The 26,876-nt window shown below is 63.9% G+C and carries 28 protein-coding genes; 10 read left to right on the plus strand and 18 right to left on the minus strand.

All coding sequences use genetic code 11. The annotated features are described in order from the left end of the window. Window positions 1-9 precede the first annotated feature (9 nt). Window positions 10-1,176, minus strand: coding sequence for an acetyl-CoA C-acetyltransferase (locus A11A3_RS07120; RefSeq protein ID WP_008928600.1), 1,167 nt, complete (start codon window positions 1,174-1,176; stop codon window positions 10-12). A 390-nt stretch (window positions 1,177-1,566) separates the two neighbouring features. Between A11A3_RS07120 and A11A3_RS07125 the strand changes: the two genes are divergently transcribed. After that, complete coding sequence (locus A11A3_RS07125; RefSeq protein WP_237738836.1) at window positions 1,567-2,742, plus strand: lipid A deacylase LpxR family protein; 1,176 nt, start codon at window positions 1,567-1,569, stop codon at window positions 2,740-2,742. 18 nt (window positions 2,743-2,760) lie between these two features. Here the strand turns inward: A11A3_RS07125 and A11A3_RS07130 are convergent, their stop codons facing one another. The 12 genes from A11A3_RS07130 to A11A3_RS07185 all read right to left on the minus strand — a co-directional run bounded on the left by A11A3_RS07130 (window position 2,761) and on the right by A11A3_RS07185 (window position 13,556). After that, window positions 2,761-3,246, minus strand: coding sequence for a VOC family protein (locus A11A3_RS07130; protein WP_040296875.1), 486 nt, complete (start codon window positions 3,244-3,246; stop codon window positions 2,761-2,763). A gap of 24 nt (window positions 3,247-3,270) precedes the next feature. Next, window positions 3,271-3,669, minus strand: a complete 399-nt coding sequence (locus tag A11A3_RS07135; protein ID WP_008928604.1) for a YciI family protein — start codon at window positions 3,667-3,669, stop codon at window positions 3,271-3,273. 169 nt (window positions 3,670-3,838) lie between these two features. Further along, on the minus strand, window positions 3,839-5,107 hold the full coding sequence (locus A11A3_RS07140) for an RNA polymerase sigma factor (protein WP_008928605.1): 1,269 nt from the start codon (window positions 5,105-5,107) through the stop codon (window positions 3,839-3,841). Window positions 5,108-5,109: 2 nt separating this feature from the next. Further along, window positions 5,110-5,487, minus strand: coding sequence for a sirohydrochlorin chelatase (locus A11A3_RS07145; RefSeq protein WP_008928606.1), 378 nt, complete (start codon window positions 5,485-5,487; stop codon window positions 5,110-5,112). Next, window positions 5,469-6,473 carry a histone deacetylase family protein gene (locus A11A3_RS07150; protein WP_306377326.1) on the minus strand — a complete coding sequence of 335 codons (1,005 nt, stop codon included), beginning with the start codon at window positions 6,471-6,473 and terminating at the stop codon, window positions 5,469-5,471. Before A11A3_RS07150 ends, A11A3_RS07145 begins: the two co-directional genes overlap by 19 nt. After that, on the minus strand, window positions 6,442-7,821 hold the full coding sequence (locus tag A11A3_RS07155) for an efflux transporter outer membrane subunit (RefSeq protein ID WP_040296876.1): 1,380 nt from the start codon (window positions 7,819-7,821) through the stop codon (window positions 6,442-6,444). Before A11A3_RS07155 ends, A11A3_RS07150 begins: the two co-directional genes overlap by 32 nt. Further along, the gene (locus A11A3_RS07160) at window positions 7,814-9,754 is read right to left on the minus strand and encodes a MacB family efflux pump subunit (RefSeq protein WP_008928609.1); all 1,941 of its coding nucleotides are present in this window, start codon (window positions 9,752-9,754) and stop codon (window positions 7,814-7,816) included. The genes A11A3_RS07155 and A11A3_RS07160 overlap by 8 nt, the downstream gene beginning before the upstream one ends. Next, window positions 9,754-10,902 carry an efflux RND transporter periplasmic adaptor subunit gene (locus tag A11A3_RS07165; protein ID WP_008928610.1) on the minus strand — a complete coding sequence of 383 codons (1,149 nt, stop codon included), beginning with the start codon at window positions 10,900-10,902 and terminating at the stop codon, window positions 9,754-9,756. The genes A11A3_RS07160 and A11A3_RS07165 overlap by 1 nt, the downstream gene beginning before the upstream one ends. Window positions 10,903-10,981: 79 nt before the next feature. Then, a complete protein-coding gene (locus tag A11A3_RS07170) occupies window positions 10,982-11,662 on the minus strand; it encodes a DUF4336 domain-containing protein (RefSeq protein ID WP_008928611.1) in 681 nt (226 codons plus the stop codon). A 50-nt stretch (window positions 11,663-11,712) separates the two neighbouring features. Next, window positions 11,713-11,928, minus strand: coding sequence for a DUF3820 family protein (locus A11A3_RS07175; RefSeq protein WP_008928612.1), 216 nt, complete (start codon window positions 11,926-11,928; stop codon window positions 11,713-11,715). A gap of 41 nt (window positions 11,929-11,969) precedes the next feature. Further along, the gene (locus A11A3_RS07180) at window positions 11,970-12,596 is read right to left on the minus strand and encodes a cation efflux transmembrane domain-containing protein (protein ID WP_008928613.1); all 627 of its coding nucleotides are present in this window, start codon (window positions 12,594-12,596) and stop codon (window positions 11,970-11,972) included. A 24-nt stretch (window positions 12,597-12,620) separates the two neighbouring features. Then, window positions 12,621-13,556, minus strand: coding sequence for a cation diffusion facilitator family transporter (locus tag A11A3_RS07185; RefSeq protein WP_008928614.1), 936 nt, complete (start codon window positions 13,554-13,556; stop codon window positions 12,621-12,623). Window positions 13,557-13,686: 130 nt separating this feature from the next. Between A11A3_RS07185 and A11A3_RS07190 the strand changes: the two genes are divergently transcribed. Continuing rightward, window positions 13,687-14,103 (plus strand): MerR family transcriptional regulator, encoded by a 417-nt coding sequence (locus A11A3_RS07190; protein ID WP_008928615.1) that lies wholly within the window; start codon window positions 13,687-13,689, stop codon window positions 14,101-14,103. 12 nt (window positions 14,104-14,115) lie between these two features. Here the strand turns inward: A11A3_RS07190 and A11A3_RS07195 are convergent, their stop codons facing one another. Both A11A3_RS07195 and A11A3_RS07200 read right to left on the minus strand, forming a co-directional pair. After that, window positions 14,116-14,532, minus strand: coding sequence for a GFA family protein (locus tag A11A3_RS07195; RefSeq protein WP_008928616.1), 417 nt, complete (start codon window positions 14,530-14,532; stop codon window positions 14,116-14,118). Continuing rightward, window positions 14,529-15,182 carry a carboxymuconolactone decarboxylase family protein gene (locus A11A3_RS07200; protein ID WP_237738837.1) on the minus strand — a complete coding sequence of 218 codons (654 nt, stop codon included), beginning with the start codon at window positions 15,180-15,182 and terminating at the stop codon, window positions 14,529-14,531. The genes A11A3_RS07195 and A11A3_RS07200 overlap by 4 nt, the downstream gene beginning before the upstream one ends. A 160-nt stretch (window positions 15,183-15,342) precedes the next feature. Between A11A3_RS07200 and A11A3_RS07205 the strand changes: the two genes are divergently transcribed. Beyond that, window positions 15,343-16,206, plus strand: a complete 864-nt coding sequence (locus tag A11A3_RS07205) for an SDR family oxidoreductase (protein ID WP_040296887.1) — start codon at window positions 15,343-15,345, stop codon at window positions 16,204-16,206. Between the two features lie 146 nt (window positions 16,207-16,352). Beyond that, complete coding sequence (gene nhaD / locus A11A3_RS07210; protein WP_008928619.1) at window positions 16,353-17,588, plus strand: sodium:proton antiporter NhaD; 1,236 nt, start codon at window positions 16,353-16,355, stop codon at window positions 17,586-17,588. A gap of 63 nt (window positions 17,589-17,651) precedes the next feature. On the opposite strand, the gene A11A3_RS07215 is transcribed toward nhaD, so the two are convergent. After that, complete coding sequence (locus A11A3_RS07215; protein WP_008928620.1) at window positions 17,652-18,233, minus strand: TMEM175 family protein; 582 nt, start codon at window positions 18,231-18,233, stop codon at window positions 17,652-17,654. Between the two features lie 122 nt (window positions 18,234-18,355). Here A11A3_RS07215 and A11A3_RS07220 point away from each other — a divergent pair, with 122 nt between their 5' ends. Further along, window positions 18,356-18,661: a hypothetical protein gene (locus tag A11A3_RS07220; RefSeq protein ID WP_008928621.1), complete on the plus strand. Its 306-nt coding sequence runs from the start codon at window positions 18,356-18,358 to the stop codon at window positions 18,659-18,661. A 6-nt stretch (window positions 18,662-18,667) separates the two neighbouring features. On the opposite strand, the gene A11A3_RS07225 is transcribed toward A11A3_RS07220, so the two are convergent. Beyond that, window positions 18,668-19,852: a BamA/TamA family outer membrane protein gene (locus A11A3_RS07225; RefSeq protein WP_040296877.1), complete on the minus strand. Its 1,185-nt coding sequence runs from the start codon at window positions 19,850-19,852 to the stop codon at window positions 18,668-18,670. An 80-nt stretch (window positions 19,853-19,932) separates the two neighbouring features. Between A11A3_RS07225 and A11A3_RS07230 the strand changes: the two genes are divergently transcribed. Beyond that, window positions 19,933-21,495 (plus strand): phospholipase D family protein, encoded by a 1,563-nt coding sequence (locus A11A3_RS07230; protein WP_008928623.1) that lies wholly within the window; start codon window positions 19,933-19,935, stop codon window positions 21,493-21,495. 3 nt (window positions 21,496-21,498) lie between these two features. Here A11A3_RS07230 and A11A3_RS07235 read toward each other — a convergent pair whose 3' ends face one another. Continuing rightward, entirely contained in the window at window positions 21,499-22,458 is a 960-nt protein-coding gene (locus A11A3_RS07235) for a quinone oxidoreductase family protein (protein WP_008928624.1), read from the minus strand. 253 nt (window positions 22,459-22,711) lie between these two features. Between A11A3_RS07235 and A11A3_RS07240 the strand changes: the two genes are divergently transcribed. Genes A11A3_RS07240 through A11A3_RS07255 form a run of 4 tightly spaced genes read left to right on the plus strand, consistent with a single transcriptional unit; the run spans window position 22,712 to window position 26,850 of the window. Then, on the plus strand, window positions 22,712-23,458 hold the full coding sequence (locus tag A11A3_RS07240; RefSeq protein ID WP_008928625.1) for a DUF3348 family protein: 747 nt from the start codon (window positions 22,712-22,714) through the stop codon (window positions 23,456-23,458). Continuing rightward, window positions 23,455-25,530 carry a DUF802 domain-containing protein gene (locus tag A11A3_RS07245; RefSeq protein ID WP_008928626.1) on the plus strand — a complete coding sequence of 692 codons (2,076 nt, stop codon included), beginning with the start codon at window positions 23,455-23,457 and terminating at the stop codon, window positions 25,528-25,530. Before A11A3_RS07240 ends, A11A3_RS07245 begins: the two co-directional genes overlap by 4 nt. Next, the gene (locus tag A11A3_RS07250; protein WP_008928627.1) at window positions 25,530-26,174 is read left to right on the plus strand and encodes an OmpA family protein; all 645 of its coding nucleotides are present in this window, start codon (window positions 25,530-25,532) and stop codon (window positions 26,172-26,174) included. The genes A11A3_RS07245 and A11A3_RS07250 overlap by 1 nt, the downstream gene beginning before the upstream one ends. Continuing rightward, complete coding sequence (locus tag A11A3_RS07255; RefSeq protein ID WP_008928628.1) at window positions 26,167-26,850, plus strand: DUF2894 domain-containing protein; 684 nt, start codon at window positions 26,167-26,169, stop codon at window positions 26,848-26,850. The genes A11A3_RS07250 and A11A3_RS07255 overlap by 8 nt, the downstream gene beginning before the upstream one ends. Window positions 26,851-26,876 lie beyond the last annotated feature (26 nt).

Here is a 26,876-nt window from a genome sequence, read left to right on the forward strand (position 1 = left end):
CGGTAACGCTTACAGCACTTCGATGATGGTGGCGTTGGCGGTGCCAAGCCCTTCACAGATGGCCAGCAGGCCATACTTGCCGCCGCGACGCTTGAGCTCGTAGATCAGGGTGCCCATCAGCTTGGTGCCGGTGGCGCCCAGCGGGTGACCCAGCGCCTGGGCGCCGCCGTTCACGTTGAGTTTGTCGTAATCCGCGCCCACCGCCTTCATCCAGGCCAGCGGCACGGACCCGAAGGCTTCGTTGACTTCGTACAGATCGATATCCGCGATGGTCATGCCGGCCTGCTTGAGCACCTTTTCCGTGGCCGGGATCGGGCCTTCCAGCACCATGGTCGGGTCGGAGCCGACCACGGACATGGCATGAATCCGCGCCAGCGGGGTCAAACCGTATTCCTTCAGCGCCTTCTCGCTGACCACCATCAGGGCGGAGGCGCCATCGGTAATCTGGCTGGCGTTGGCAGCACTGATATGGCCGCCTTCGGCCAGCGGGTTGAGCGCCTTGATGGCTTCCAGGTCCGCCTCCCAGCGGATGCCCTCGTCCACAAGGTGCTCCTCCTGGCTACCGTCTTCCAGGGTGACGGTGATGGGAATGATCTCGTCCTGGAAGCGACCGGCCTCGGTGGCGGCGGCAGCCCGTTTGTGGGAGTCATAGGCGAACTGGTCGAGCTCGTCCTTGCTGACACCGTACTTGCTGGCCATGCGCTCGGCCCCATTGAACTGGCTGAAGCTCTCGCCGGGGTATCGCTCGCTGATGAGACCGGTAAAGGGGTTGCCCATTTCCTTGACGGCGGTGACCGGCGAGCCGATCGGCACCTGGCTCATGGATTCCACCCCGCCGGCGATAATCACATCCTGGGTGCCACTCATGACCGCCTGGGCGGCAAAGTGGATAGCCTGCTGGGACGAGCCGCACTGACGATCGATGCTCACCCCTGGCACGGATTCCGGCAGGCAGGAACTGAGGATGGAAGTGCGGGCTACGTTGAACGTCTGTGGGCCAATCTGGCTCACACAACCGAAGATCACATCATCCACCTTGTCGGCCGGCACGCCGGTGCGCTCGACCACCGCATCAATGACCTTGCCACCCATGTCCGCCGGATGGGTCTTGCTCAACCGGCCATTCTTGCGTCCACCAGCGGTACGCACCGCTGCCACGATATATGCTTGTGCCACCTGGCTTCTCCTCACTGCGCGTTAACAGACACGTGTTAGGGGATAGAGGCTACGCCCGGCCAGCCCGGCGCCTCAATGACCAAAGTGCGCCGGGAGTGCGGGCTTTGTGTCAGGACAAGGCCGTCACCGGGTTCAGTTTGAATCGAAAAATTCGATTAAAAGGCCAACCTGTTCGCTCTGTTTTATCGAACAGGCATAAGTGATCCTAGTCTGACTTCCTATACAGCCCTTTCTACCCGGCTGTTATCGGCTGGCAGAACAACAATCCCTTCCTGCAGAAACAGGCAATAACCGTCCAGCAACGCAATACCGTTATTGCGCGTGCGGGGCGTACCGTACGTCGCAGTCACCCTCACCGTGCCCTCACCGGCACACAGCGGATACGGAGCCATGGACAACGTAACGACAGCAACTGCACCACGACCTTCCTCTCTCGCCCTGGCCGGCGGCGTGATCGCCGCCGCCATCATGCTGGCCCTGCCGATCCCCGGCCAGGCCATGGAAGGCACGGCTGTCCGCTCCCCGTTGACCCTGGCCATGGCCGACAGCGACCCGGCCTTCGACGAACAACACCCACGCCAGCCACGTGCTACCCCTGACCGGGAGCGCAAGACCGCCAGCTGGTCACTGACCTTCGACAACGACCTGCTGGTACCGGGCAGCCGCGACCAGGACTATACCTACGGCATCAGCGTGGCCACCTCCGGCAGCCGGGCCCGGGATTACTGGCTGTCACTGGACACACCGCTGGGCTGGCTGGACCGGGCACTGGGGGTGGAGGGCATTGGCGGCAGTCAGATTCAGGGCCACAGTTTCGAGGCCGGCCTGTTCGGCTTTACCCCGGAGGACAAGAGCGCCGGCGAGCCGCTTTACGGTGACCGCCCCTATGCCAGCATGGTGTACCTGTCCAGCAGTCGCATTCAGGTCAGCCCGGACCGGCAGGTGGCCTGGAACAGCACCCTGACGCTGGGTGTACTGGGGCTGGATGTGGTCGGCGATTTGCAGAATGGCGTGCACAAGGTGCTCAGCAACGAGCGTGCGGAAGGCTGGGACCACCAGATCAGCCAGGGCGGCGAACCCACCGCCCGCTACGACCTGGCCCGCCAGCGCATCCTGCCGGTTTCCAGCGAGCACTTTGAACTGAAAAGCACCGTGGAGGGCTCCGTGGGCTACCTCACCGAAGCACGCTGGAGCCTGAGCTTCCGTGCCGGGCGCCTGCAGAGCCCCTGGTGGCAGGCCAACCCGGAACTGGCCCGCTACGGTGAGCGCAACAACGCCACCACCACCGCCCGGGACAACGAGCATTATGTGTGGGGCGGCGTGGCGCTGGTTGGCCGGGCCTACAACGCCTTTCTGGAAGGCCAGTTCCGCGGCAGTGATGTGGAATATGACAGCGACCAGGTCAACCACGGCGTGGTGGAAGGCTGGCTTGGCTACACCTACGCCTTTGATCATGGTTACCGCATCAGCTACGTGCTGCGTGGCCACACCTCGGAACTGAAGGACGGCCCCGGCGACCGCAACGTACTGTGGGGCGGCGTGGTGTTTGCCAAGACGCTGCCGTAGGCGGTTATCGCCGGTCCGTTAACCACGGCAGGCGGCCTCGATGGCGGCGATATCAATCTTGCCCATGGTCATCATGGCCTCGAAGGCCCGCCTGGCCACCGCCGGATCCTCACTGGTGATGGCCCGGGTCAGTGCCACCGGCGTGATCTGCCAGGACAATCCCCAGCGGTCGCGACACCAGCCACAGGCACTTTCCTCGCCGCCGTTATCCACGATGGCGCGCCAGTAACGGTCGGTTTCCGCCTGATCGTCCGTGGCTACCTGGAAGGAAAACGCTTCGCTATGGGTGAAAGCGGGCCCGCCGTTGAGCCCCAGGCAGGGGATGCCCAGCACGGTGAATTCCACCGTCAGCACATCCCCCTGCTTGCCCGACGGGAAATCCCCGGGGGCACGATGGACCGCGTCCACGGACGAATCCGGAAAGGTCTCGGCATAGAATTGCGCGGCCTGCTGCGCCTCGCCGTTGAACCACAAACACACGGTATTTTTTGCTACTGCTGCCATCTCACACCTCCGACATTTGACCGCTCAATCCTTGTTGAGCGATTCGGCATACGGCACCGCCCGGGAAGACTCGCCATGAATGTCACGCACCGGACGAATCTCGATGCTGCCGTAACGGGCGGGCGGAATCCGCCCGGCGATGCGGATGGCATCGTTGAGATCGCCCGCCTCGATCAGGTAAAAGCCGGCCAACTGCTCCTTGGTTTCCGCAAAGGGGCCATCGGTGACATGCACCTGACTGTCGCGCACCCTGACGGTGGTAGCCGTGGATACCGGCTGCAGGGCGGAGCCGTCCAGCATCTGCCCGGATTCACGCAGGCCCTCGCCAAAGGCCGAACACTCGCCATTGAGGCTCTGCCAGTGGTCATCACCACGCTCCTGCATGGCCGCTTCGCTGTAATAGACAAGACACAGGTATTTCATGATCAGGCTTCCTTGATCGCAGTGGGGTCGGGCCGGCCATCCAGCCAGTCGGCGATGAGCGCACCAAGGGTGGCTTCATCCTGTTTGAGAGTCATGACAAGCTCCTTGTGAAAGGGGGACATTCACTTCTTGTCGTCGGGCGGTGCGGGTTTTCGACAGGCGCCACCCTTTATTTTTCCGCCAGTTCCGCCAGCCGTTTTTCCAGAAAGCGCCGCTCCGCCGGTTGCTGCGTCCCGGTCAGCGCCCGCTGGTAAGCATCACGGGCCTGATCGACCAGCCCCAGTCTCCGGCAAAGATCCGCCCGAGCGGCATGGGCCAGGTGATAGTCGCCCAGCTCGCCCTCGGTCAGCAGGGCTTCCACCAGCTCGAGTCCGGCCCCGGGCCCGTCACGCATGGCCACCGCCACCGCCCGGTTAAGGGCCACCACCGCCGACGGCATCTGCCGGTAGAGCAGATCATAAAGGCCGACGATTTCCGCCCAGTCGGTGGACTCGCTGTCCGGCGCCAGCGCATGCACGGCGGCGATGGCGGCCTGCAGGGTATAGGGGCCAAAGCGCTGGCTCAGCAGGGCCCGGCGCACCAGCGCATCGCCCCGGGCGATTTCCTGGCGGTCCCAGCGGCGACGGTCTTGCTGTTCCAGCAAAATCAGCTCGCCACTGTCACTGAGGCGCGTGTGCCGACGCGAATGATGCAGCAACATCAACGCCAGCAGACCACAGGCTTCAGGTTCGGGCAGCAACCGCACCAGCAACTCGGCCAGGCGGATGGCTTCTTCCGCCAGGTCATGGCGCAGCACCTGCTGATCCCCGGCGGACAGGTAGCCTTCGTTGAAAACCAGATAAATCACCTGCAACACCGCCGCCAGCCGCTCGCCCAGTTCCCGCTCGCCGGGCACGTCGTAGGGAATGCCGGCGCTACGGATTTTCTGTTTGGCGCGCACGATACGCTGGGCCAGGGTGGCCGGTTTGCTCAGAAAGGCACGGGCGATTTCCTCGGTGGTCAGGCCACAGACCTCGCGCAGGGTCAGCGCCACCTGGGCCTCACGGGCCAGGGCCGGGTGACAGCAGGTAAAGATCAACCGCAGGCGATCGTCACCGATGGCATCATCGGCCAGCAATGCCGGGTCATCCGCGCTGCCTTCCAGCTGCGCGGCAATCTCGTCCTGGGCCCGATCGAAACGGGCCCGGCGGCGCAGCTGGTCAATGGCCTTGAAACGGCCGGCGGACACCAGCCAGGCACGAGGACTGGCCGGCACGCCCTCCGTCGGCCACTGGCGCAGGGCGGCCATGAAGGCGTCCTGCAGGGCATCTTCGGCCAGGTCAAAATCGCCCAGCAGACGAATCAGGGTCGCCAGCACCCGCCGCGATTCGCGCCGGAACAGCGCATCAATATCACGCTCACTGACTGTCGGGGTATCGCCGTCGTCCGTGACGGGCATGGTCAGTCACCTCGCTCCTGTGAGCGGATATGCTGCAACACCAGTGGCGCCAACCCCTCGGCATTGCCGAAATAGGTCAGCGTTTGCAGGCTCAGGTGCGGGTAGCGTTGCCGGGCTTGGTCCATCTGGGCAGGGATATCACGGCCCACATGCTTGCCCTTGTTGAAGAACAGCGGGTAGAGCTGCACCGTGTCCACCGGCTGGTGCTCCAGCTGTTGCAGTGCTTCCAGCAGGGATGGAAAGGCCAGCTCCAGAAAACAGGGCAACACCGCCACATAGTCATGGCTGTTTTGCGCCACGGTTTCCACCAGCGCACGGAATTCATCATTGGCGGTGTCACTGCGGCTGCCGTGGGCCATGATCAACAGGGCTTTGGACATGGAAACTCCGTGTCAGGTTGTGTTTGCTGCAGGCGAGCAGCCTGTTCCACCACCAGAGCGTGGCGCCGGGCCAGGGCCTCCCGGTCATCATCGTAGCCACCGCCGATCACCGTGGCTACCGGAACGCCTCGCTGGCGGCAGCGCTGCAGCACGCCGCCATCCCGCTCGGCGATGCCCGCCTCACTGATCTGCAAACGCCCCAGCGGGTCACCGGCGTAGATATCCACGCCGGCATCATAAAGCACCAATTGTGGCTCAACGCGATCCAGCAAACCGTCGAGGGTTTCAAACACCGTGGCCAGGTAGTCGCCATCGGTCATCCCCGGCGGCAAGCCCACATCCAGATCACTGTTCTGTTTACGCACTGGAAAATTCTTTTCGCAATGGATCGAGCAGGTAAAGGCCCGCGGCTCATCGGCCAGCATGGCGGCGGTGCCATCGCCCTGATGGACATCGCAGTCAAAGATCAGCAACCGGTCCACCGCCGCGCTATCAAGCAACAGGCGAGCGGCAAAAGCCAGGTCGTTGAACAGACAAAAACCGGAACCGAAATCCCGATAGGCATGGTGGGTGCCGCCGGCCAGGTGGCAGGCCAGCCCCTGCTTGAGCGCCAGCTGCGCGGTCAGCAGCGTGCCCATCGGGGCAATACAGGTACGCTTGACCAGGGCCTCACTCCACGGCAGGCCCATGCGCCGACGGGCCCGGTCATCAAGCCGGTTTTCCAGCACCGCACTGACATAGTCCGGGCAATGCACGCGGCCCAGCAACGCCGGGCGAGCCCGGCCGGGACGGAAAGTATTGTCGGCGGTGGCAATGCCCTGGCCACGCAGGTAGCCGTGCAGGCGCCCGAACTTTTCCATCGGAAAGCGGTGGGCGCCGGGGAAGGGAAAACTGTATTCGGGGTGATAAACCAGCGGCAGCATGGCGCCATGATAGCCCCGTACCGCCGCCGCGTCAGGAATCGGCGGCCAGCGAGCCCGGCTCACTGCCCTGCCCTAGTACCCGATAGAGGGTGACGCGGGCCTGATACTGGCTGAGCACCAGATCCAGGCTGTTCTGGCGGGCGCTGTTGAGCTGGCTCTGTACACTCAGCATATCGGTGATTTCGGTTTCCCCTTCCCGGTAGCGCACCTGGGCCACGGTGAACGCCTTCTCCGCCTCACTGAGGGCTTCCTGCCGGTAGCCGGTCTGGGCTGACAGGGACTGGATCGCCGCCAGCGACTGGTCCACCTCCTGCAGGGCGGTGAGCAGGGTGCCCGTGTAGCTGGCCACCTGTTCGCGCCAGGCGGCGCGGGCCTGATCGGTGCGCGCTCGCCGGGCGCCGCCATCAAACAGCGTTTCGCCCAGCGACAGGCCCAGGCTGTAAAGGGCATCGCCACTGAGCAGTTCAGACAGGGCACTGCTGCCATAACCGGCACTGCCGGTAAGGGTAATGGACGGCCAGTAATCCGCCCGCGCCACCGCCACCCGGGCATCGGCGGCCATCAGCGTGGCCAGGGCAGCGGCCACATCCGGGCGCCGGGCCAGTACCTGGTCCGGCAGACCGGCCTGCACCGTGGGCAGGGCCAGGTCGGCCAGCGATTCGGCGGTCAGGTTGAACTGCTGGGGCATCTCGCCGACCAGCACCGCCAGCGCATAGCGGCTTTCCAGCAGTTGCTGGCGCAGCGCCGGAAGTCGGGCCCGCTGATTGGCCACCACGGTTTTCTGCTGGGCCAGGTCCTGGCGGGACACGGCGCCGTATTGCGCCTTGGCCTGTACCACCGCGAGCACCTTTTCGGCCAGGGCCAGATTGTCCCTGGCCAGCGCCAGGTTATCGGTCAGGTAGCAGACCTGCAGGTAGGTGTTGACCACGCTGGCCACCACCGTCAGCTGCACCGTGTCGCGGCTGAAGGCGCTGGCCTGCAGGGTCGCTTCAGCGGCATCACGGCTGCCGCGCAACTTGCCCCACAGGTCCACTTCGTAGCTGGCGTTGGCATTGATGGCATAGCTATTGCTGCCGCCCTCACCGACCACGCCACTGCGCGAGCCGGAACCGCTCAGCCCCAGGGACGGAAACAGGGAGGCGCCGGCCTGTTGCAGTTGCGCCTGGGCCTGGTCCACCCGGGCGGTGGCGGCCAGCAGGTCGGTGTTGGCGTTGAGGGCTTTGCGCACCAGCCCATCGAGGGTGTCACTGTGAAACTGCCGCCACCATTGCGGCTGCGCCACCATAGCAGCGCTGGCGCTTTCCTGATTGAGCCATTGCGCTGGCAGTGACGGCTGCGGGGTCTCCAGCCCGGAGCGCACGGCACAACCGCCCAGCACCAGCATGCAGACCGCGAGGATCACTCTATTCATTGCTCAGCGCCTCCACCGGGTTGAGTCGGGCGGCCTTGAGGGCCGGGGCGAAACCGAACACCAGCCCGATCACCGCCGCACACAGGAAGGCCGCGATCATGACCGGCACGGAAAACAGAATGGGCATGCCGAACAGTTGCAGCAGCAGCCCCACCGCCACGCCCAGCAAGACGCCGATGATGCCACCCAGCGCCGACACCACCACCGCTTCGGTGAGAAACTGCTGGAGAATATTGCGCTGGCGGGCGCCGGTGGCCATGCGAATACCGATCTCGTGAATCCGTTCGGTGACGCTCACCAGCATGATGTTCATCACGCCAATCCCGCCCACCAGCAGCGAGATGGCGGCAATGGAGCCAAGCAGCATGGTCAGGGTGTTCTGGGTGGCGGATACTGCATCCAGCAGGGAGGCCATGTTGAACACCCGGTAATCCTGCTCGCCATGGCGCTGTTGCAACAGGTCGGTGGCGTCGTTTTCCACCTGGTCCATGTTGGCGGTGTCATCCACGGCGATGGTGATAGAGCGCAGGAAACTCTGCCCGAACAGGCGTAACTGGCCGGTAGTCAGCGGCACGAAGACCGCGTCGTCCTGGTCATCGCCCCAGCCGGTGGCGCCCTGGGCATCCATCACGCCGATCACCTGAAAAGGCACATTGTTGAGCAGGATGAACTGGCCCAGCGGGTCGCTGTCGGCAAACAGGCTCTGCTGCACGGTCTGGCCGATCACCGCCACCGGCGCATAACTGAGCGCATCGTGCCGGTTGAAGAACTGGCCGCTGACCGGCTGCCAGTCTTTCAGTAACGGAAAGTCCGCGCTGACGCCACGGACCGTGGTGCTGGCATCCTTGCCGTTGGCGCGGGCGGTGACACTGTTGGCGATTTCCGGCACCGCGGCCTTGACGTGCTCCAGCTTGGCCAGGGCAATGGCATCGTCGGGCACCAGGGTGGCGGTGACGCCATCGGCGCTGTGGCGACGCCCCCGGTCCGGGCGCACGGTGAGCAGGTTGGTGCCCATGTCGCCGATGCGGGTCACCACGTCGTGCTTGGCGCCCTGGCCAATGGCCAGCATGGCCACCACGGCGCTGACGCCGATGACGATACCCAGCAGGGTCAGCAGGGTGCGCAGCCAGTTGGCCCGCAATGAGCGCAGGGCCATGACTACCGACTCGCGCACTTCCGCCGCGTCCGGCAGGGCGGACTCGCGCGGCGGCGTCAGGGTCGGCATCGGCCGGTGGTCACGCGCCGGGCGCTGGCGACGGTCACCGATGATCTCGCCATCGCGCAATTCGATGATGCGATCGGCGTGGCCAGCCACCTCCGCATCGTGGGTAATCAGGATCACGGTATGGCCCCGGGCCGCCAGGTCGGCCAGCTGGGCCATCACCGCCTTGCCACTGACACTGTCCAGGGCACCGGTGGGTTCGTCCGCCAGGATCACCCGGCCGCCGTTCATCAGCGCCCGGGCAATGGAGACCCGCTGTTGCTGCCCGCCGGATAATTGATTGGGCCGATGACCGAGCCGGTCCGCCAACCCCAGATCAGTTAGCAACTGCTCGGCACGCTGCTGACGCTGGTCCCGGGACAGGCCCGCGTAGATGGCCGGCAGGGCCACGTTTTCCCAGGCATTGGCGGTGCCGATCAGGTGATAGCTCTGGAATACGAAGCCGAACATTTCCCGGCGCAGCCAGGCCAGCGCCTGATGGTCCAGCGCCCCCACGTCCCGCCCCGCCAGCCAATAGCGGCCCTCGGAGGGCCGGTCCAGGCAGCCGAGGATATGCATCAGGGTGGACTTGCCGGACCCGGAGCTGCCCATGATGGCCACGAACTCGCCGGCCTCGATGGTCAGGGTCAGGCCGTGTAGCACTTCCACCGGGGTATCGCCGGCCGGGTAGCTCTTGCGAATGCCCTCCAGCCGGATCAGTGGTTCCGCCATCAGAACAATCCCCGGCGGCGACGATCTTCGGTCTGCGCCGGGGCCTGGCTGACCTTGCCGGTTACCACTGTCTGGCCTTCCTCAAGGCCGGTGACAGCCACCAGCACGCGGTTGGTCACGCCCTTGGTCACCGCTTGCCAGTGTGGCTGGCCCTTGTTGCCAAGCACCTGCACCCGCGGCCCATCCGGGCCGTCTTTGACCGCCGTCACCGGCACCGCCAGCGCATCCCGGGCCGCCTCTTCGACGAAAAAAACCTGGGCGGTCATGCCGGACATGAGCCGCCCCTCGGGGTTGGCCACCCGGAAGCGAGCGGTATAGAGCACCACGTTATTCACTTCTTCCGGGGTCGGCAGAATCTGTTCCAGGGTGCTGTCGTAGCGCACCTTGCTGTTGCCCAGGGTGGAGAAATACACCGGCATGCCTTCGCTGAGGCTATCCACGTCCGCCTCGGACACCTGGGCGGACACCAGCATGCTGGACAGGTCGGCAATGCGCATCAGCACCGGCGCGGTCTGGTTGGCATTGAGGGTCTGGCCTTCGCGGGCATCCAGGGTCACCACGGTGCCGTCGCGGGGGGCATAGATCTTGGCGTAGCCCAGGGTCGCCTGGTCACCATCCACGGTGGACTGTTTCTGCTTGATCTGTGCCTTGAGCACCAGGATCTGTGCCCGGGTCACCGCCAGCGAAGAACGGGCGCTCTGGAAGGCATCCTCACTGGTGGCATCGGCCTGGCGCAGACGCTGCTGACGCTGGAACTGCAATTGCGCCAGCTGCAACTCGGCCTGCTGCTGTTGCAGCTGGGCACGCAGGGCCTCCAGCTCCGCCAGGCCGGCATCCACCCGCGCCTGCTGGACCGAGGCATCGATCTGTGCCAGCAACTGGCCCTGCTTGACCGTGTCCCCCACATCCACATACAGGTGCGTGAGCTGGCCGGACACCTGGGCACCCACGTCCACGTAGTCGCTGGGCTCCAGGGTGCCCAGCGCGGTCACCACGCTTTCAATGTCGGTACGCGTGACGGTGGCGGTTTTCCATTGCTGGGCGGGCTCACTGCCGCCCAGCCAGCGCCAGCCGGCCAGCAGCAACAACAGCACACAAAGCGTTACCGTCACCGCCGTTTTCGGGCGGCGGCGCATCCAGTTCTTCATCCCAGGTGATCCCGTTATGTTATCGGCAGCACCCAGCGTAACGGGAAAAGTTGCAAGAAATATGGCTTTGCCGGGGCAATCAGCGCTTGCGTAGCCAGGCCATGCCCTCGATGACATGCTGACGGGCATCCGCGCCGATCACCTCACCATGGGCCAGCACCAGCCGCTCGAACGGCCACTGCAGCAGTTGCTCCAGGCTGGCGCGGGCCTTGCGGCGATTGACGTAGACAAGGCGCAGGATCGGGTGCCAGCCGGGCTTGCCCAGCAAGCCGCCCAACTTCAGGTACCAGCGGGTGAAGCCGTGGTCGCACTGGTGAAAGTTCTCGATCAGGTCGGCGGCGATCAGGGTGTGGCTGGGGCGATGGTAGAACACCGTCTCGTTGAGCAGAGAGCCATCAATGGTCAGCAGTTCGAAGTCCTGCTCCCAATCCGGATGAGGCGCATCGGTGAGAATGGCCCCAAAACTCAGGTCCGATCGCTTACGCGCCAGTTTGGCCGGCCCATGCAGCAGGGCCCGGGGATAGCGCTCGGCCACCTGGCCGGCAAACACGTGGTGAAACAGATTGGGGCAGACAATATGGGTGACCTCGCCAAGCTCGGCCAGCTGAGCCGCCAGGGCATCATCCACCGGCACCGGCGAGTGCAGCAGCAGCCCCCCGCCGCTCAGTTTCACCACCGTCATGCGTGTGCCCACATGCAACCCCATGAAGGCATGGGGCGTAGCCACGGCCCAGATATTGTCGGCAACCGGTTCCAGCATGTTGTTCCCCTGAATCAAGACTGAGCCACCAGCATAACCCGCCAGCGAGATTATTGACGTAACGGTTTGAGCAGACCGTCGGTGCCGTCCATTTTCAGCATCAACATCAGGGCCATTAACCGGCCCAGCTCCCCTTTCGGGAAGCCCTTGTCGGCAAACCACAGCAGGTAGGGCTCGGGCAGGTCCGCCAGCACCCGGCCCTGATACTTGCCGAATGGCATGGTGCGCTCCACCAGGGCGCGCAGATCATCCTGACTGAAAGGCATAAACAACGATATCCAACACGGTAAAGCGCGAGACTAGCAGATCATTGCCCCCCGCAGCAGGAAGACGTGGCCGGTTGCTCACGGCGGGCCTGGCGCAGAATGGCCACGGCACTGTGGGTGAACAGGCCGGCAATGGCGAAGGCCACCAGCACGTCCGGCCAGCGGCTGCCGCTGACCAGCACCAGAGCCCCGGCGGCGATCACCGCCAGGTTGGCGACGGCATCATTGCGCGAACACAGCCAGACCGAACGGATATTGGCATCGCCGTGGCGATAGCGCACCAGCAAGCCGAGACTGGTGAGATTGGCAACCAGCGCCAGGGCGCCGATGCCACTGATCAGCGGCCCCGGCGGCACCGCATCGCCCAGTACCGCCCTCACACTGTCGGCCAGTACCAGCAGCCCCATCACCAGCAATGACCCGCCCTTGATTCGCGCCGCCCGCAACCGCCAGGCCTGGGACTGGCCCAGCGCCCAGAGGGTTAGACCATAGGTGGCGGTGTCGCCCAAAAAATCCAGCGCATCGGCGCGCAGGGCCCGGGAGCCGGACAGCCAGCCGACACTGATTTCCACCACGAACATCAGCAGGTTGATCAGCAAGACCCCCACCAACGCCCGGCGATAGGACGGCGGGGCGGACTCTTTCAGTTCCGGTTCACAACAGGCCATGGGCTCTCCTTGATCGACGACTCATCAATGCTCGTGCCGGGCGTGCAGGGTGCAGACATGCTCGCTGTCGCCCTGGGCTATCTGCAGGGTGCTGTGATCAATACGGAAGGTCTCTTTCAGCCCCGCCGCCAGCTGGTCCATGTAGGCGTCACCGGGGTAGCCCGCCGGCATGATCAGCCGCACGGTCAGGGCGCTTTCGGTGGTGCTCATGGCCCAGATGTGCAGGTCGTGGATGTCCTGCACGCCATCCTGTTCACGCAGGTAGCGAGCCACCGCCGGCAGGTCGATATGGCTGGGCACCGCATTGAGGGCCAGTTTCATGGAGTCGCGCAGCAGCCCCCAGGTACCGTAGACGATCACCAGCACGATCAGCAGGCTGACTACCGGGTCCAGCCAGTTCCAGCCGGTCACCATGATCACCGCCCCGGCGATCACCACGCCCAGGGACACCGCCGCATCGGCGGCCAGATGCAAAAAGGCACCGCGGATATTCAGGTCGTCCTTGCTGCCCTTGACGAACAGCCAGGCGGACAGCCCGTTGATGACGATACCGATGGCCGCCACCACCATCACCGTGTCGGTGGCTACCTGCGGCGGGTGCAGCAGGCTGTTGACCGCGTCCCAGCCGATCACGCCACAGGCAAACATCAGGAACATGGCATTGGCCAGCGCCGCCAGAATGGAACTGCTGCGCAGGCCGTAGGTAAAGCGGCTGTCCGGCTGGCGTTTGGCCAGCAGGGCCCCGCCCCAGGCCAGCACCAGGCCCAGCACATCGGACAGGTTGTGACCGGCATCGGCCATCAACGCCGAGGAATTGGCCATGAAGCCGTAAATGAATTCAATGGCGGTAAAGCCCACATTCAGGACGATGGCGATCAGAAAGGCCCGGCCGAAATCCTGCGGGGCGTGGTGATGGCCATGATCGTGACCGTGATCATGGGAGTGAGCGTGCATGTGCATGGTGCGATTCCGTCATCAGCATTCAGGTGCATTAACCGCCCTGTAGCCACTACAGGGTCAAGCCGGCCTTGAGGCCCGACAGTGACCAGTGCAACATCTGTAGTCACTACAGGTTCAAGTGGGGCATGCCATGCTGTCGATCGGAGAACTGGCGCAGACCACCGGGTGCAAGGTGGAGACCATTCGCTATTACGAGAAAATCGGCCTGATGCCGGAGCCGGAGCGCACCGGCGGCAATCAGCGGCGCTACGCGCCCCGTCACCGGGAACGGCTGCATTTTATTCGCCATTCCCGGGATCTGGGCTTTTCCATCGAGGCCATCCGCGAGCTGCTGGCACTGTCCGACCAGCAGCAGCGCGACTGTGCCGCCGTGGACGCCCTGGCCCGTCGTCACCGGGAGGCGGTGCAGGCACGCATTGAGTCGTTACTGACCCTGCGCGAGGAGCTGGACCGCATGATCGAAGGTTGCGCCGGCGGCGATGTGGCCCACTGCCGCATTATCGAGGTGCTCAGCGACCACAGCCAGTGCCAGGGCGAACACGGCTAGTCTTTATACCGTTCAGGGCTGCCGGTCGAACTGCGGTACCCCCTCCGGGATCTCGAACCAGGCCTGCTTCTCGCTCACCCAGACATGGGCCTGGGGCTGGATCAGGCGGGTGTCATCCAGGTTACTGGGCTTGAGCTTGATAATGTCCGGCTGCGCCGGGTCGTAATGGTAAATGCGGTTGCCGCAATCGGGGCAGAATGCCGCCGCGTTGATGTTGCCGCTGTCCGCGGTTCGCTCCCAGTGACGGAGCGTGCCCTCGAAGATGAGATCGTCCGCCGCCACCACGGCGGTAATACTGAACGCGCTGGTGGACAGCTTCTGGCACTCACGGCAGTGGCAGGCCACCACCATCCTGGGCGCCGCCAGCAGCCGGTAACGGACCTGGCCGCACTGGCAGGCACCGTAAACCGGATACGCGGTTTCACTCATGATAATGACTCTCTCGGGTTCCCGGCCAACGCCTCCGCCCGCTGGTTAAACGCATCCAGTGCGTTTTCTATTGAAGGCTCCAACTGTACTCCACTGTTGATCAGCAAACCCGCCACCATCTGGTAATGCCCCACCAGCAAGATGATTTCCACCAGTTCCCGAGGCTTGAAGTACTCACTGAGCGTCTGCCAGGTCGTTTCACTGATCAATTGCTGCTGACACAGTTCCTCACAGGCTTGCAGCGCCACCGCCGTGGCCGGCTCCGGCAAGGAATGCGGCGCAGTGGCCAGCGCCACAATCTGTTCATGGGTGACCCCTACTCGCAACGCGATCTCCACATGCTGCCCCCATTCATAGCGGCTGCGACACAACCAGCCGGTACGCAGTATCAGCATTTCCCTAAGTGGCGCCGGCAAACGACCAAAGGGCATCATCTGAGAGGCAAACAGCAACCAGGGCCAGAACAGACGACGGTTGATATTGAAGACCGGAAAGACCCTCGGCAATTCCTGCCGCCCAAACCATCGTGCCACTCCGGATACGGAACGAAACAGTACGCCTCGCCGAGCCGGTGGGGGCGCCGGCAACCGCTCGGTCTGCGTCATCAGCCAGCCCCCCGGCGGCTGCAAATAATCCTGTGATGCATCCATGATCGTGCCCTCGCTGAAGAAGCTCTCATCCTGACGTAAAGCACGGCCGCCCTCCACGGGTACCACACTTTTGGCCCGACGGGACACAGACACCAGCCTGCGGGAACCGCAGGATAACAGCATCCTCACCAACCAGTGTCACAAAAAACAGGGCCCGACCATGACCGACTTGCACAACAAGAAATGCGTCATCACCGGCGCCGCCAGCGGCATCGGTCGGGCAGTAGCCCTGGCCGCCGGTGCTCATGGCGCGCGCCTGTTTCTGACCGACATCAACCAACAGGCCCTTGACGAAACGGCCTCTCAGCTGGCCGACCAGGGCGCAACCGTGGAAGTCAGCCAGGCGTTGGATATTACCGATTATCACGCGGTACGGGCCTTTGCCGAACAAATTCACGCCCACCATGGCAGCATGGACGTGCTGATGAATATTGCCGGCATTGCCATCTGGGGCCCGGTGGACAAACTCGAGCATCAGCATTGGCGATCACTGGTGGAGGTCAACCTGATGGGCCCCATCCACGTACTGGAAAGCTTTCTACCCACCATGGTCGCCGCAGGGCGGGGCGGGCATGTGCTTACCGTATCCTCCGCCGCCGGCCTGTTCGGACTACCCTGGCATGCCGGCTATAACGCCAGCAAATTCGCCGTACGCGGCATTAGCGAAGCCATGCGCTATGACCTGCGCCGCCACCGCATCCATGTCAGCCTGGTCTGCCCGGGCGCGGTGAATACCGGGCTGGTGCAGACTATACAGATCGTCGGTATCGACCAGCACACCCCGGAAGTCGAAAAACTCAAACAACGTTTTCAGCGCCACGCCGTTACCCCGCAACAGGCGGCCAACGCGATTCTCAAGGGGCTGAAACATAATCGCTACCTGATCTACACCTCCCCGGATATCCGCCTGGGTTACTGGTTCAAGCGCAAGTGGGCCTGGCCATTTGAACAGGTCATTCGTGTCATTGGCCTCCAGCTGGACCGTGTCGCACGCCGCCAGCAACAGGATCAGCGCGTAGAATAGCGCCAGACCACGGTCCAGGCGGCCTGTCCAGGCGAATTCGTACCATTCAGGCACGAAATTTGACATTAACACTTTGTCTAGCATGGACCTGAACGTCATTCGGAGTAAAATGCCCGCGCGTTCACCCACTCCATAGGCCGCCTTTAATGACTACCGTGCTTCTGATACTGGTGGCGCTGGGCTTTGTGTCCATCGTCGTCGAAGACCTTGTCCATATCGACAAGGCCAAAACCACCCTCTTTTTCGGGTCCTTTGCCTGGGTTCTTTTCTTTGTGGCGCCTCCCGGCGGCCTGTCCCAGGACCAGCTGATGGAAAGCCTGAACGAAAACCTGCTGGATATCGCCACCCTATGGCTGTTCCTGATGGCCGCCATGACCTTCGTGGCCTACCTGTCCAGCAAGGGCATCATTGATGCCCTGGTCAATCGCCTGCTGCCCGAGCGCATTACCGAGCGCAAGCTGATGCTGATGACCGGCCTGTTCGCCTTCCTGTTCTCATCCATGGCTGACAACATCACTGCCACCCTGGTCTGCATCGCGGTGCTGGCCAACCTGCGCCTGCCGCCCAAGAAGCTGCTGCGCTACGTGGTGCTGGTGGTCTTCGCGGTGAACTCCGGCGGTACCGCCCTGATTACCGGTGACGTGACCACCCTGATGATCTTCCTGGCCGACAAGGTGGAAATCGTCGATCTGCTGATGCTCAGCGTGCCGGCGGCCTGCGCCGTGGCGGTGCTGGCGGTGGCGCTGTCGTTCGGCCTCAAGGGCGAGGTGGTGATCCAGAAGGACAACACGCCGATTACCCGCGGTGACAAGGTCATCGCCATCCTGTTCTTCTCCACCATCATCGGCACCATCCTGGCCAATGTGTTCTTCAGCATCCCGCCGGTGCTGTGCTTCCTGTTCGGCCTGTCGCTGATGTTCATGGTGGTACAGTTCATGAACAAGGACGAGCCGATCCTGGATTACATCCGCAAGATCGAGTTCGACACCCTGCTGTTCTTCCTGGGCGTACTGCTGCTGGTGGGCATGCTCAAGCAGCTGGGCATCCTGGCCTACTTCCCGAAACTGTACGACATCATGCCGCCGGTGGCTGCCAACTATGTGGTCGGCATGGTCTCCTCACTGTTTGATAACGTGCCGCTGACCGCCGCCCTGCTGAACTCCGGCATCGACATGAGCCTGCCGGAATGGCTGACGCTGACCTTCACCGTGGGGGTCGGTGGCTCCCTGCTGATCATCGGCTCCGCCGCTGGCGTGGTGGCCATGAGCAAGGTCGAGCCGCTGACCTTCAGCAGTTACCTGCGCTACTTCCCGTTCCTGGCGGTGGCCTACACCTTCGGCTTCTTTGCCACCCTGGGCCTGGGCATGCTGATTCACGGCTGACCTGACGCCCGGCAAGGCCGCCCACGCCCTCGTGGGCGGCCCCTGTCTTTCTCTCCCGGGGCCCTACCCCTCCTGCAGAGTGCGCTCGATACGGCGATCCGGGATCAACCACAGCAGCGCCACCAGCACATACAGCCCCAGTGACAACGCCGGCAGCCAGAAGGCGCCGATGATCCCCGCCAGATAACAGACCACCGAGACCTTTTCCTTCCAGGCTTGGCCGGCCACGGCCCGGCGCAGCACCGATTCCTGGCCCTGGGCGCGGATGATCATCCATTCCAGCAGGTTGTAGGCCAGCGCCGCCATGAACAGCACCAGCCCGTACAGGGCCGTGGGCACCGGCGTGAAATGGTTCTCTCCCATCCAGCCGGTGGCAAAGGGAATCAGCGACAGCCAGAACAGCAGATGCAGGTTGGCCCACAGCATGGGGCCGGAGACCCGCTCCACCGTGTGCAGCATGTGGTGATGGTTGTTCCAGTAGATCCCCAGATAAATGAAACTCAGCACATAGCTGAGGAAGACCGGCAGCACCGGCAACAGCGCCTCCAGCGCATGCCCGTGGGGCACTTTCATTTCCAGCACCATGATGGTGATCAGAATGGCAATCACGCCATCACTGAAGGCTTCCAGTCGGCCTTTACCCATGATTTGCTTTGCTCCTTCGCTTGAAATGCCGGTTATCCGACCCACGTTAACAGGCTCTGGCTGCCCACAACATAATTGGCTACATTGGCAGCCATCTCCCCACCACAGAATACAGGCCGATTATGAAAGCCGCAGAAAGGATTGAACTGCTCAAGGATATGATTCAGGAAGCCATCGACGATGGCGCCACCAGCGTCGAGGACGTACACCAGCACATTGCCGGCCTGCCCTTCGATGCGCTGGAAAAACTGGGCCTGTTCGAGGAACAGGCCGCCAGCCTGAAAGACAAGCAACGCAAGACCATCGGCCTGGTGTACGACACCATCCGCAAGGTCAACCAGGAAGTGGGCTCACTGATCTCCGAGCAGTTTGCCGCCCTGGAAGACGCCCGCACGGCCTCGCGCAACATGGACCGCAACGACGACTGATACGCCCTACCAGCTGGACCCCGCCTGGATATACCAGGCGGTATCTTCCGGCCCGCGAGCCACATCCAGCCCCATGGTCATGCCATAGCGCCGCGCCACCAGATAGCGAAAACCCGCCCCGTAGCTGTTGGCCACCTCGGCCTCTGACAGCGCATTCAGACTCTGTGCCGCCCGGCCGCCACCACCGAAAGCATTGAACCGCCAGCGCAGGCTGGCCTTCCAGGTCGCTTCCACCTCGGCGGTGGCCACCGCCTTGCCCTGGTACCGCACGGCGGGAATGCCGCGCATGTCGATATAGGGCAGCACATAAGGCGGCAGACGGGAGGCATCGCCAGCGTCGATGCCGTCATATTGCAGGCGCAGGGCAATGTTGACGTGCTGGTTCACGTTCCAGTAGTTGAGGCCTTCCAGGGTGTAACTGCCGAAATTCACATCACTGCCAATGCTGTCGCCATACCACACGTAATTGGCGGCATAATAGAGCCCGGACTGGGGCGATAGCGGGTTGTCGCGCGAATCGTATTCCGCCAGCAAACCGGCACCGGAGGTACGCACCGTCTCGCCGATGTTGTTGTCCAGAAAGGTATTCACCGCATTATTCAGGGCCGGGTTGGGCAGTGCGATGTCCTTCGCCAGATCCAGTTTCACCTGCCGATAACTCTGGCGGATACCCAGCATCCAGCGGCTGTCACCCAGGCGGAACTTGAGCTCCTGAATATCCAGCGGGCCTTGCAGGTTCAGCTCCACCGGCTTTCTCAGATCAAAGCCCCCGAGGGAATAGAAGTCCAGATTCAGGTCCGGGTAGAGCACAAAACCGCGATAGCGAACCCGGTCATCCATCCAGAACCCCATGTGCCCGGCGGCCAGGGCCTTGCTGCCGTTTTCCGTGGTGCCCAGCCCCAGCACACTGATGTTGTTGGGCAGAATGGCCGGGCTGTTGCCGCTGACCCGCTGCTTTTTCTGCTCTTCGGATTCATGGAAGAAGATACCGGCCATGCCGAAACCATAACCCACCGCCGGCTCGGTAATGACCATGGGCACCGGCAGGAAACCGGCCGGCACCTCGGACAGATAACGGCTGGCATCCAGCTGGCCGTCTTCCGGGTCAATCATGTAATCGTGAAAGAAGTCCGCCTGCAGCGGTGCGGCAAACACCACCAGGCAGATCGCCAGTAACCCTCGCCTAACCATGGCCCCGTCCTTCCCTGCTGATTTGAAATTATCTGGCTACTGGGGTCTGATATTCCCAGACTTGCGAGGGTAAAACCATTATGGCAAAACGCCTGCCACTGCCTTTGGCGCTGCTATTACTCTTCCTGCTTCCCGCCTGCCAGGCAAAAACCCCTTACAACCCGGCAGATCGCACCTACAGCAAGGCCATGGTCGCCCCACCCAATATCCCGCTGCGGCAGGGTGCAGAGCATGCCCTGGCCGGGGACAGCCAGCAGCAGGGTTCCGGTTTTTATCTGCTGCACGATGGCCTGTCGGCCTTTGTCGCCCGGGTCGCGCTGATCGAGGCCGCCCGCTCGTCACTGGATCTGCAGTACTACATCTTTTCCGATGACACCGCCGGGCGAATCATCATCAGCAAGTTGCTGGACGCTGCGGACCGGGGCGTGCGGGTGCGCCTGCTGGTGGATGACCTGGGCACCCGGATCGCCGAGCCGCTGGCCGCCACGCTGGCGGAACACCCCAATATCGAGATACGCCTTTTCAACCCGGTCAAGTCCCGTGGCGGATTCAGCCGCGCCTGGCAGATGGCTCGCCATTTCGGGCGCGCCAACCACCGCATGCACAACAAGCTGATGATGGCTGACGCCAGTGTGATGATTGCCGGCGGCCGCAACCTGGGCGATGAATACTTCTCCAACACCAATGTGGATTTCCAGGATGTGGATGTGGCTGCCATTGGCGATATCGTGGCCCAGGGCAGCGCCAGCTTCGACCGCTACTGGAACAGTCCCGCCTCGGTCCCCATTGATCAGGTACTGGATGCCAACGATGCCCCCATGGACCTTGATGCCCTGCGCCAGGCACTGGTGGATTTCGTGGGCCGGCAGAAAGACAGCGAATATGTCCGAGCCCTGGTGGACTCCGCCCTGGGCAGAAAACTGGTGGACGGCCAGGTGCCCCTGGTCTGGGGCCAGGCCACCCTGTATGCCGACCCACCGGAAAAGGCCTACCAGAGAGAGCAGCTGGAACGAGACGATTACCTGGGCGCCAGCGTCAAACGGATTCTCGACGATACCCATTCCCGACTGCTGATCAGCTCCGCCTATTTTGTGCCCGGTGACGCCGGCGCTGCCCATCTCCAGTCACTCAGCGAGCGAGGCGTGGCCGTCAGCATCCTGACCAACTCCCTGAGCACCACCGATGTGGCTATCGTTCACAGCGGCTATGCCAGCTATCGCCAATCCCTGCTGGAGGGCGGCATCCAACTCTGGGAGTTACGCTCCCAGGCCGAGCAGCAGCAACGCATGCACTGGTTCAAGGGGAAATCCCGGGCCAGCCTGCATGCCAAGACCTTCGTGCTGGATGAGGACCGGGTCTTTATCGGCTCCATGAACCTGGATGGCCGCTCGGTACTGCAGAACACCGAGGTCGGGCTGCTTATTGACAGCCCGGAACTGAACCGGCATCTGGCGGACCTGTTCCACCAGTGGACCGCGCCGTCCGCGGCCTGGAAGCTTCGTCTCACCAAGGATAACGACCTGCAATGGCAGGCCAGCGACCAGGGTAACGCCGTCATCAAAGACCACGACCCGGAAACCAGTGGCTGGCAGCGCTTCAAGGTGTGGGCCCTGTCGCTGCTGCCGGTGGAATCACAGATCTGACGGTTATACCGTCAGCACGATACGCTCGCTGCTCTCGGCGGCCTGCTGCCAGGCCTCACTGACCTGCTCCAGCGGGCAACGGCGCACATCCACCGTCAACGCCCCGTCACAGGTGTGGCGAAAAATATCCGAAATAATTGCCGCCATGCGCGACGGCGGCGGAAAATTACCGGTGCCACTGCCAATCAGGCTCAACCGGGAACCCCGCAGGGCGCCGGACGGCAGGGCAATATGGCTGCCGGCCATTTCACCCACCGCCACCAGACGCACACCTCGTTCGGACTGGCTGGCCACCGCCAGATCCGGCGACACCAGCACCTGAATCAGGGTTTCCACCGGCGGCCCCCAGATATAGTCGACCACCACATCAATGCCGTGGCGGGCGTGCTCGGCAAATTGCCCGGCCAGCGCCTCCTGTGACAGTCGCAGATCAATGGTGGCATCCGCCCCCAGCGCATGCAGCACCGCCTGGTTGCGGCCGGCGGCAATCACCTTGCCGGCCCCCAGTAGCCGGGCCGCCTTCACCGCCACCTTGCCGGCAGCACCGGTGGCGCCAAGAATCAGCACGGTCTCCCCCGGCTGCATGTCACCGCGCCAGACCAGCGGCAACCAGGCCGCCAGCGCCGGATTGACCACCGCCGCGGCCAGCGCATCATCCAGTTCCGCAGGAACCGGCACCCGCAGTGCCGCTGGAGCCCGCTCGGCCATGGCACCGAACGGCCGGCGCAGGGTGTTGAAATAGACCCGACTGCCATCGGCCAGCTCGCCGACACCATCCATGCCACAGACCACCGGCAGGGTTTTCGGGCTGCTGTAATGACGCCCGGCGGCAATGGCCCGGTCCAGCGGTTTGATCGGCGCACAACGCACCGACACCCTCTGCTCGCCGGCAAGCAGATCCGGCTCATCAAACTCGCCCAGACGAGGCAACTGCCCCAGGGCATCCAGAATTGCAGCCTTCATGGGAAACTCTCCATTTATCAATGTGCCATCACGGCACGCAAAAGGCAGCTCCACAGCCCCAGCCACCTGCACAGTGCCGGGCAGTTTACTCTGCTCGACGAGGCGCCACAGCCCCTACCCTGAATGCCGCTCGTCAGTCCGCCATCAGCGCCTTATCATCCCGGCCCTTTCCTGATTAAAATGTGCGGTTTCCCGGCGCCCCGGCGGCGCCCCATTCTTGGTTTCCGGCCACCACGGCCGACGGGACAATTTCATGCATAGGACGCAGACACCCGACCCGACCGCCCTGCCCGGCGGTCGTCTGGCGCAACTGCTCGGTGAGCTGGCACGCACCCCGTCCCGGGGGGCGCCGCCGTGTTTTGCCGAGCGGCTGGGGCGGCTGTTCGATCTGTCCGACACCATTACCCTGGACGCCGCCCGCCAGCATCGCAGCCAGACCGGCACGCCCCAGGGCGATGCCGCCGAACGCCTGCAGGAGGATCTGCTGCGCAGCCGTGATACCCTGCTGGACGGTCTGCACCGGGCCATGGCCCGCGACAGTGACGGTGGCCAGCTGCCGGCCCCGAAGCTCGCCAGGCCCGGCAGCCGCCCGCTGTTTGCGCCCTACCAGAAGTTCTATCAGGGGCAGCAGCGCCAGTTTGCCGCCGGCGTGCATGGCCTGCGGGTACGGGCGCGCCGCCTGCTGGCCGCCCAGAGTGCCGAGCTGGCGCGGCTCGTCGAGCTGGATACGGTTTTTGACCACACCCTGTCTGATTACAGCCGGCGCGGTTTCCAGCGCGTGCCGGCGCTGCTGGAAAAACGCTACGAGACGCTCTGGCAGCAACACCTGAAAAGTGACGCTCCGGATGATGACATCCCCGCCTGGCTGGCGCCCGGCGGCTGGCTGCACCAGTTTTACCGCGATCTGCAAGCGGTGCTGGTGGCCGAGCTGGATGCCCGACTGGAGCCTGTCCTGGGCCTCTATGAGGCCCTGCATAACGAGGTAACCGATAACCCATGAAACGCCTTCTCTTCGCTCTGCCCTTCGTGCTGGGCGCCATTGCCGTGCTGTGGATTGCCCTGTTCTTCATGGGCAGCAACCTGATCGCCTTCACCGCCACCCTGATCATTGCCCTGGTCTATGGTGTCGGCTTTCTGGAACTGCGCCGCTTTCGCCGCAGCAGCGACGCCCTGCACCGCCAGCTGCCGCAGCTACCTTCACAGCGTGACGCCCTGCCCGGCTGGCTGAGCGGCCTGCCGGCCTCCCTGCGCAGTGCCGTGCAACGGCGCATCGACGGCCAGCCGGTGGCCCTGCCCGGCCCGGCCATGACGCCCTACCTGTCCGGCCTGCTGGTAATGCTGGGCCTGCTGGGCACCTTTATCGGCATGATCGTCACCCTGCGCGGCGCCGCCACGGCCCTGCAAGGCAGCACCGAACTGCACGCCATCCGCGGCGCCCTGGCCGCCCCCATCAATGGACTGAGCCTGGCGTTCGGCACCTCCATCGCCGGCGTGGCCGCCTCCGCCATGCTGGGGTTGAGCGCTGCCCTGTGCCGCCGTGAGCGCCTGCAGGTCTCCCGCGCGCTGGATCAACAACTACAGGCCACGCCGGGCCTGTCCCTGGACCAGCAACGTCAGCAGGCCTACCAGGCCCTGCACGATCAGAACCGCCTGTTCCCGGCCCTGGTGGAAACCCTGCAAAGCCTGTCCGGCCGCCTGGAACAGATGGGCGACCAGCTCAGCCGTGAGCAGCAACAATTCCAGGACCGCACCGGAGAACATTATCGTCAGCTTGCCGAATCCGTGGGCCAGTCCCTGCAGGCCACCCTGGCCGACAGCAGCCAGCTGGCCGCCCAGCGTATCGAGCCGATCATGGAAGCGTCGCTGGCGCGATTGAACCAGCAGGTGGAACAAACCCACCAGCGCCTCAGCGCCATCACCGAACAGCAACTGGGCACCCTCACCGAACGCTTCGACCAGACTACCCGCCAGGCCGCCAGCGACTGGCAGCAAGGGCTCGACCAGCAACGCCAGTACAGCAGCGACCTGCTGGACAAGGTGGATCAGGCCCTGCAAACCCACCAGCAGCAATACCGCGACAACAGCGACCAGCTGCTACAGCAATGGCGCGACAGCCAGCAACAGCTCAGCGATGCCGGTGAAAGCCGCCTGGGCGCCATCGCCGAACAGTTCCAGCGCAGCAGCGACGCCGCGCTGCAACACTGGCAGGCCGGCCTGCAGAGCCAGCAGCAACACCAACAGCAGTTGGTCAGCGAAATCGGCCAGACCCTGCAGCAACACAGCAACCACTTTGGCGAACAGGCCCGCGCCCTGCTGGAGGGCCAGCAACAGGGCCTCGACAGCCTGGTCGGCCGCAGCGCCGAACAGCTGGCACAGTTGCGTGACCAGGAAGCCGAGCGCGGCCAGCAGGCCGCCGAGCGACTGGCCGCTTTGGAGAGCACCGTCAGCGAACACCTGACGCGACTGGGCACCGCCCTGGAAGCGCCCATGTTGCGTCTGATCGAAACCGCCTCGCAAACGCCGAAGGCCGCCGCCGAGGTGATCACTCGCCTGAACGAGGAAATGGCCCGCAGCAGCGAGCGCGACAACGAATTGCTGGAAGAGCGCCAGCGTCTGATGGCGGAACTGGACGGCCTGCTCGGCAGCCAGCGGGAACTGGCCGCCGGTCAGCGCGATGCCATCGAAACCCTGATCAGCCAGGCCGGCCGCACCCTCACCGAGGTGGGCGAAACCTTCAGCCGTCAGGTCAATGAACAGGCCGAGCACCTGGCGCAGGTGGCCGGCGATGTGACCGGCAGTGCCGCCGACGTGGCCAGCCTGGGCGAAGCCTTCGGCGTGGCGGTGCAACTGTTCAGCGACTCCAACGACAAGCTGCTCGACAACCTGCAGAAGGTGGAAAGCGCGCTGGAAAAAGCCGCCACCCGCAGCGATGAACAACTGGCCTACTACGTGGAGCAGGCCCGGGAAGTGATCGAGCTGAGCATGGCCTCGCAGAAGGACGTGATCGAGGCGTTGAGCAAACGCCCGGTCGAAACCACCGCCGGCGACGACACCCGCCCCGGGGTTAACTGATGGACGAGCTGCATGATCAGGACGCCCAGGCCATCCCGGTCTGGGCCATCTTCTCGGATCTGATGGCCGCCCTGGTTGGCATCCTGGTGCTGGTGCTGGTCTGGGTAATTGGCGTACAGATGGAACTGAGCCAGGACCTGGAACAGGAAAAGGCCAGGCGCCTGGCCGAGGAACAACGCCGCATGGAGCTGGAACAGGCACTGGCCGACCCGCTGGCCAGTGGCCGCATCAGCCTGCGTGACGGGCGCATCGGTATCAGCGGCAGCGTGTTGTTCCAGCTCAACTCCGACACCCTGCAACCGGATGGCCGCGAGCTGCTGCACAGCCTGGTCAAACCGCTGGAGGTCTACCTCAACCAGCACAACGAAATGCTGATGGTCAGTGGCTTCACCGATGACCTGCCGGTATCGCGCAGCAATGGCCGCTACGCGGATAACTGGGACCTGTCGGCGCAACGGGCGCTGACCGTCACCCGCACGCTGATCGAACAGGGCATGCCCGCCGACCAGGTGTTTGCCGCCGCCTTCGGCGACCATCAACCGGTGACTCCCAATCATGATGCCGCGGCGCGGGCAAAAAACCGCCGGGTGGAACTGACCACCGTGCCACGCACTCCGCCACCCAAAGCCGCCGACCATGACTGACACAGCGCCGCTGCAACAGCTGGAAGCCCTGCGCCAGCGCGGTGAAGATCGCTTCGACCCGGTGCGCTTTCATTACCTGCAGGCGCTGGCGCAGCGGCTGCACCAGCGTCAGCTGCCTGCCCGACGGCAGCAACAGGCCCTCGGCGACGGCCTGCAACGCTACTGCCGGGATCTGGCCGAGGCCCGGGCGCGGGCCGAACAGGCGCTGCCCGACAGTGGCGACAGCCACGCCCGGGCGTTATTCGACCGCCATGATTACAAGGCCGCCCTGCGCCAGGCGCAACGGCCGACCCCGTCCAGCTCGCCCCTGGCCGCCCTGTTGCAACAACTGGTGCCGCCCCCACAGGCGGACGATGGCGACGACCATTCACTCAGCGCCCGGCTGCGCGCCCAGGAACAACGGCTGGGCGATATCCGGCCCCGGCCGGCCCGGGGCGAACTGAAGGCTCTGCGCCAGCTGCGCGAGGCCCGCGCCCGCCAGCAACGCCAGGCGCGCATTGAGCGTGCCATCAACAGCACCCCCAGCGAGGCCGGCCCACTCAACTCCCACCGCCTGGTGACCCGCTCACTGGAAACCCTGCGCGAGATTTCGCCGGCCTACCTGAACCGCTTCGCCAGTTACATGGAAACGCTCATGTGGCTGGAGAAAAACGGCGGCAAGGGCGGAAAAGGCTGAAGCACAACGCCGATGGCTTTATCATC

Origin of the sequence: Alcanivorax hongdengensis A-11-3 (assembly GCF_000300995.1) — a bacterium.
Lineage (GTDB): Bacteria > Pseudomonadota > Gammaproteobacteria > Pseudomonadales > Alcanivoracaceae > Alcanivorax > Alcanivorax hongdengensis.